Raw genomic sequence first — 6,489 nt, 5'->3', positions numbered from 1 at the left:
GGGGGGCGAATCGCGACAACGCGCGCACCGATTATCTGTAGGAGCGAGCTTGCTCGCGATGGGGCCCCAATTGATTTAACTGACGGGCGGAACCTCATTTTTTCTCAATAATCCCCGACTCCAGCCTCACCTCCCGATCATGTCCCCCGGTGCGCAACAGCCCCAGATCCAGCGAAGAATCCCCTTCCTCCAGATTCATCCCGCCATTCTTGTAGGTATTGACCAGATCGCTGCCCAGCTCCACTGGCGCATTCGACAGGTTGGTCCCCACCACTCGCCGCACATCGCGGCCGTTCAGGGTTTCCTGGCTGATCCGCTCGCTACCCAGTTCGACCTTGCCCTGGCTTGAACGAACATCCGCCCCCGACAGCTTCACATCGCCGCCGACCTGCAAGGCAACGCCTTCCTGCCCGCTCAGCCGGCTCTGGCTGGCGACGCTGTCACGCCGTGCGTAATCCACTTTCAGGTCCAGCGTCGGTGAAATGCCCGGGTCGGCGCTCTGCACCGCGCCGCCGACTTTCTTCTCGGCGCTGGCACCCAGCGGACCACCGAAGGAGCGCACGGCGTTGAGGTAGCCCTGCGGGTTCTTCTCCCGGCTCAGTTGCGCATCGACATTCACCTTCAACGCGTTGACCCGGTCCTGGCGGCTGGCCAGTTGCAGGTCACCGCCGATAACGCCTTCGATACGCCCGGCATTGACCCGCACGCCGTTGAGCAGCATGTCGTTCATGCTGTACAGGCCGACTTGCCCGGCGTCGAGCTGGCTGTTCTGGTGCACAAGGTTGTCGCGTTGGTCGAGGTTGAACTGCGCCCGGCCATACAGACCTTTTTTCGTGTCGTCGCGCGTGGCTGCCGGGGTCATGGCGATGCCGGCACCCACGGTGAGGTCGAGGTTGTCGCGGCGCTCGCTGCTGGTGGCCGATTCGATCAGCACGCCGCCGTTTTCCGCCGCGACCTTGATCCGTTCGGCTGATGCTTGCAGGCCCTCAAGGTGGATCGCGTCGTCCTGTCTCGCCTGGCTCGACAGGTTCACCTCCTGTTGCGCGGTGAAGACCGCGCCCTGGGTACGGCGGTCGGACTCGGAAATCCGCCCGTTGCTGAAATGCCCGCCCAGCCCGCCGCCCTTGCCGGCGTCGTTCATCTTCAAGACCACCTCACCGCCGCCGCCAATGTTATCGCCGCTGGCCTCATGACTGTCGCTGGCAGCCAACACCCGCAGCGGGCCGTCGGCCTGCACGTCGATATTGGTTGGCTTGGCGCCGCTGCTGCCGATGCGGGTGCCGGCGAGCGTCAGCTCACCGCCGGCCTTGAGGCGGACATCGCCCGTGCTGTCGATGCTGGCGACCCGCGCCTGGCTGTCCTGGCTGTCGCTGCGTTTTTGATCCAGATAGCCACGGGCCTCCAGTGCACTGCCCGCCGGGCTGTTACCCGCCTTGAGCCAGGCATTGCCGTCGAGCTGGCGCAGGCTCTGCTCCTGGCGGTCGTTGGCCTGGGGCAGGCTGAGATTGCCGGCCGTCTCGAGGGTCAGACCGCCCTTGCCGGCGTCGAAGGCGGTGCCCTCGTAAAGCCCGTCGCTGCCCAGTTGAATCTGGATGCCCTGCTGACCGTAGAGGCTCCCCGGGCGGGCGGTGGTCGTGGTGTTGCTGCTGCTCAGCGATCCGCCCTTGCCGGAGATTTTCCCGGCAATGTCCTTGCCCGTGCTGGTTTCCACCCGGGCAGTGCCGCCGACTTCCAGGCGCTCGACGGTTTCGGCGGTGGTGTCTTGCGCGGCGACGAACTGGTGATTCCGCGCATCGATCTGCAGTCCGCCTTTTTCGGCGCGGTAGCGAGTGCCGGTATCGCTCACCTCATCGGCCTGGACCTTCACCGTGGTGCCGGACAGCTCGCTGACCCGCGCGGTTTCGCTGCGGCTGGTCTGTTCGCGGTTGAGGTGCTCCAGCGCCAGGTCCACGCCCAGGGTCAGCGGCGCCAGGGCGTCTTCCACCGAGGCTTGCTGGAAGCGCGCGGCCTCGTTGCCGTTGATCAGGTTTTCGATCGGACGGGTGATATCGCGGGTTTCCAGACTCAGGCCCAGGCTGCCCTGCCAGTTGCGCTCGCTGTCGCGGGTTTCGCGGACGCTGGCGGTGGCGCGGTTTTCCACCCGGGTTGCGTCGACCAGCAGGTGCTCGCCGGCGCTCACCTGCGCCGCTTCATTGATCAGCGTGTCGGCCTTGATGCGTAACGGTCCCGCTGCCGTCAGCTCGCTCGGGAGGCTGTCGACCAGGCTTTCCTCCTGTTCCCGTCGCTGGTAGGCACCCTCGTAGCCGCCGCCCTGGCGATCCATCCCTGCGGTCACCGCGAGGCCGCCCGCCGAGCGGGTGCTGGTGGTGAGTTGCCGCTCGCGGGTGGTTTGCGCGCCCAGGGTGACGGTCTTGCCGCTGATATCGATGGCGCCGCTGCTGTCGAGGTTGCTGCTGTTCAGCGACACGTCGGCCTGGCTGCCAATGGTGATCGCCGCGCCGCTGAGCTGGCTGGCAACCAATGTGTCCTGGCTGGCGCTGCGCTCGTTTTTTTTCACTTCATAGCCCGCTGAGGCCACGTATTGCTTCGACGCCGGCTTGCCGTCGAGCGCTTCCGCCGTCTGCCGCGCGCTGGCGTAGAGGCTTTTGTCGGTTTGTTGGGTGGTGCTGTTTTCGCTCTGGGTGGCGGCGCTGACGCGCAGGTCTTTCGCAGCGTCCAGTTGCAACTGCCCACCGGCCTTGAGCCGGGCACCGATGACCTGCAATTCGTCGGCGCTGGCCAGGCGCAGGTTGCTTTCCGAGGCCAGGTCGCTGACCAGCGCGGTGTCGCGTTGCTGGTGGGTGTCGGTGCTGCTGCCGAGCAGGCCGAACAGCTTGCTGTCTTTACTGCTGGTGCTGCGGGTCGAGCTTTCCCGCGCCGCTTCGACGCTGAGCAGGGCCTTTTCGCTGGCCAACAGGGCGTCGCCGGTGCTGCTGATCCGGCTGCCGCTGACCCGCACTTGATCGGCGATCACGGTCAAGGCACCGCTCGCCTCAAGCTGGCTGCCACGAACGGTCTGCTGTTCGCCTTGTGCCCGCTCGCGGTTGCCGAAAAACGCCCCGGAGGCCAGGTCGCCCCGGTATTCCTTGCGGGAGTCACTGCCCTTGAGCGAGGTCCCGGCGATATCGAGTTCAGGGGTTTTGATGCTCATGTCCGCGCTGCTTCGCAGCTCGCTGCCGATGATGCGGGTGGGCCCCGCCGCCTCCACGGTCAGGTTGCGGCCCGAGAGTTGGCTGGGGCGGGCGCTTTCGCGGTAGTCGTGGGTGTCCTGGTCGCCGCGCCACAGGTGCTTGCGGTGGCGGATGCGTTCGTCGCGGGTCACGCTGTCGATGCCGGCGCTGACCTCCAGCGTGTTGCCGCTGCGCAGCTTCAGGTCGCCGCCTGCTTGTACCCCGGCGGCCAGCAGGCGGGCGTCGCCACCGGCGTCGAGGGTAATATCGCTGACCGCCTGAAAATCGCTGCCGGTGGTCAGGCGTTCGACTTCGCTGCCAGTGCGCTCGAAGGTTTCGGTGGTGACGAACCACCACTTCTTGTCCCACTTCTCGTTGTCGCGGCGGATGCTTTCGCGGGTCTTGGCGTCGAGGGTGAGGTTTTTGCCGGTGCGGACCTTGATCTGTTCGGCCCGGCCTTCGATGGCGCTCAGCGTCATGTTGTCCTTGGCATCCAGCTCGAGGTTGCCTTTGCCGGCGTCGAGACGACTGCGTTGCTGCGCGCTGCCGCTGATCTTCAAGTCCCCGGCCGAGCGAATGCTGATGCCTTGGCGAGCGTCCATCGACGGCGCCTCGATTCGCACGCCCGCGCCCTCGGCGGTGCTGATGATCCGGATGCGCCCGGCCTGCATGGCGCCCAACAGCCTGGCGTCGATAGAGCCCGGCGTACCGGCCAGATGCTCGACGATCTCGCCGCTGGCGCGGTCGATGCGGTTGCGGCCGACGGTCAGGTCCAGGTCGGTCGCCGCGCGAAGTGGGCCATGGCTCTCGATGCGCGGGGCGATCAGTTCCAGGGCGCCTTCTGCATTGCTCAGACCAAGGCCGTCGACCCGCAACTCGCCGCTGGCGGTGAGGCTGTTGAGGTAGGTGAGGCGCTGGTCTTCGATTTCCGGGCGCCCCACCAGAAAGCCCGCGCGGGTGGTGTTGATGAAGCTGCCGCCGTTGATGGTGATGCCGTTGGGGTTGGCGAGGATGTAGTCGGCGGGCTGGCCGAAGATTTCCTGGGTGCCGTCGATGCTGGAGGCGTTGCGGCTGATCACCTCGTTGAGGATGGTGGACGCCGCCTGGCCTTGGAATTGCGGGTTGGCGCCCAGCGCGCCGGCCAATTGCGATTGCCCGGCGTGCAGGGCGTTGTTGAGCACCACGCCAGGCTGGCCGACGTTGTAGTCGAGGAACTGGTTGTGCGACAGGCCGCTGGCGGACGGCGCGACGATGTTGATCACCGGCACACCGTTGTGCTCGTTGATGGATGGCGTTCCGCCCGGGCCGGTGGCCGGTTGCAGGCCGTTGTTGGCGATGGCTCCGGTGGGAACCAGCAGGCTGACGCTGATCGCCCAGCGCAGCAGGTCGGGGGTGAACCGTGGAGGTAGAGGGGTCATGGTGGTCTCTCTCTTGGGTGGGGATCAGAACGTCAGGGTCAGTTGCGCGCGCCAGTAGCCCGGCTCCAGATCGCGGCGCCGCGTGCCGCTGGCCTGCAGGGCGCGCTGGTAATCGAGGCTCAGCTGGCCGCGAGGCAGGCTCAGTTGCAGGCCGGCGTGGGCGCCGAGCAGTCGTTGTGTGGGGCTGCCGTGGTCGTAGCGGCTCCAGCCGGCGTCGAGGCCGAGGCTCGGACGGATTTCCAGCGGCACCGGCAGCGGGTTGTTCAGCGGCAGGCTGAGGGTGTTGCGCCAGACCGCGCCGCTGGCGCCGGACACCGTGGCGCGACGAAAGCCCCGCACCGCCGTGTCGCCCGCGACCGCCATCTGCTCGATCGCGGGTAGCGGTTCAGGGCTGTATTGCAGGTTCAGTTCGCTTTCCCAGCGCCAGCGAAACGCGGGATCGACGCCTTCGCGCAGTTGCCAGAGGCTTGCCAGGTACTTGCGGAACAGCGGCTGCGGCGCGCGCGGGTTTGCTGCGCGGTCATCGGATCCGAACCAGCCGAGCCCCTGGTTGTAGCCGAGGGTGGCGTTCCACAGCGCATCGTCGCGCCAGCTCAGGTTGAGACTGGCATCGAGGCTGGTGAGCGTCGGGCTTTGCAGGCGAAGGCGCAGTCGTTCGCTGGAGAACCGCGTGTCCAGGCGCTTGTAGTTGAGCCGCAGGTTGGCGCCGAGGGTGGTGGACTGGTCGTGCCATAGCGCGCGGTCCACGCCGAGGCTGTAGAAATCGCTCTGGCCGCTGTTGCTGGCGTTCGAGCCGGGCAGGGCGGCGCGGTATTCCAGGCGGTCCAGGCTCAGGGCGAAACGCCAGGGGCCATAAGGGCTGTTGTAGTAGAGCCCGTAGCCACGGCTGTCGCCACGCCCGGGCAACAGGCGGCGAAGGCTGTGCAGACGCAGGAAGTCGTTGTGTTCCAGCGGACTGTCGAGGCTCAGGCTGACACCCAGTCGCTCGCGGCCCGTCGCCTCGCTGCCGCGGTTGTCGAGGCTGGTGGCCAGCTTCAGGCGTGATGCCGGTTGCCGTTGCGAGCGAATGATCACCCGCGTGCCGCCTCGCAGTTCGCCCGGCTCAAGGTCCGCGCTGAGGTCGAACGCCTGCAGGCGATTCATCTGGTTCAGCCCCTGCTCCAGCGTGCTCAGGCGCAGTGGCTGGCCAAGCAGATCGGGAAAGGCGCGGGACAGCGACAACGGCAGTTCCGGGTCATCGAACTCCACCGATTCGACAAAACCTTCGACGATCAGGATGTCCAGGCTCGCCCCCGCGTGCGGCGGCTGGGCCAGATAAGGCCGGCTGGCGAGGTAACCCTGTTGCAGGTAAAGCCGAGTGATGGCTTTGAGCACCGCGTTGACCCGTGCCTCGTCCATGCACGGTTGCAGCAACGGATCGACCACCGCGTTCAGGGCGTCGCGGGAAATCAGCGTGTTGCCCGCCAGGCGAAGGCCGGAGACAGGCCAGCAGCCTTCGGTTTCGAGCGCTGCAGCGGGTGTCTCGTTCGGCGTCTCGATGACCGTCGGCGGCGTGAGCTGACGCAAGCGCTGTTGTCGCTCCAGCGCGTCTGCGTCGCGGCGTTGCTCGCGTAATAGCGGCAGGACCGAAAAGGCCTCGTCGGCCAGTGCGGGTGCCACGAACAGCAAAATCAGGGTGATGAAGACCGTGGATGCCAGCGCCGGGGAGCGCGGGCCTCCGGTTCGCGATGAACGGGACATAGGCTGGCGTCCTTATGTTCTTGTTCTAGGACGAAGGAAGCATTTCAGGTGAGATGAATCTAAGGGAGGAGCATCCGTTTGAATGCTGGGGATGAGCGTGAGGAGAGGTAGGGGACGAGCGC

The 6,489-nt window shown here is 66.5% G+C and carries 2 protein-coding genes; both read right to left on the bottom strand.

Annotation, left to right across the window (positions count from 1 at the left end; translation table 11 throughout):
* Nucleotides 1–94: 94 nt before the first annotated feature.
* Nucleotides 95–4,627, bottom strand: coding sequence for a hemagglutinin repeat-containing protein (locus NTD88_RS12425; protein WP_262153449.1), 4,533 nt, complete (start codon nt 4,625–4,627; stop codon nt 95–97).
* Nucleotides 4,628–4,651: 24 nt separating this feature from the next.
* On the bottom strand, nt 4,652–6,367 hold the full coding sequence (locus NTD88_RS12420; RefSeq protein ID WP_262153448.1) for a ShlB/FhaC/HecB family hemolysin secretion/activation protein: 1,716 nt from the start codon (nt 6,365–6,367) through the stop codon (nt 4,652–4,654).
* Nucleotides 6,368–6,489 lie beyond the last annotated feature (122 nt).

The sequence above is a fragment of the Pseudomonas sp. 20P_3.2_Bac5 genome (assembly GCF_025466035.1).
GTDB lineage: Bacteria > Pseudomonadota > Gammaproteobacteria > Pseudomonadales > Pseudomonadaceae > Aquipseudomonas.
The sequence above is the reverse complement of the archived record's forward strand: the minus strand, read 5'-3'. Positions and strand labels throughout refer to the sequence as shown.

Bases quoted from the DNA above. Each gene is read 5' to 3' on its own strand.
- NTD88_RS12425 (WP_262153449.1), bottom strand. From the start codon at position 4,627: ATGACCCCTCTACCTCCACGGTTCACCCCCGACCTGCTGCGCTGGGCG.
- NTD88_RS12420 (WP_262153448.1), bottom strand. From the start codon at position 6,367: ATGTCCCGTTCATCGCGAACCGGAGGCCCGCGCTCCCCGGCGCTGGCA.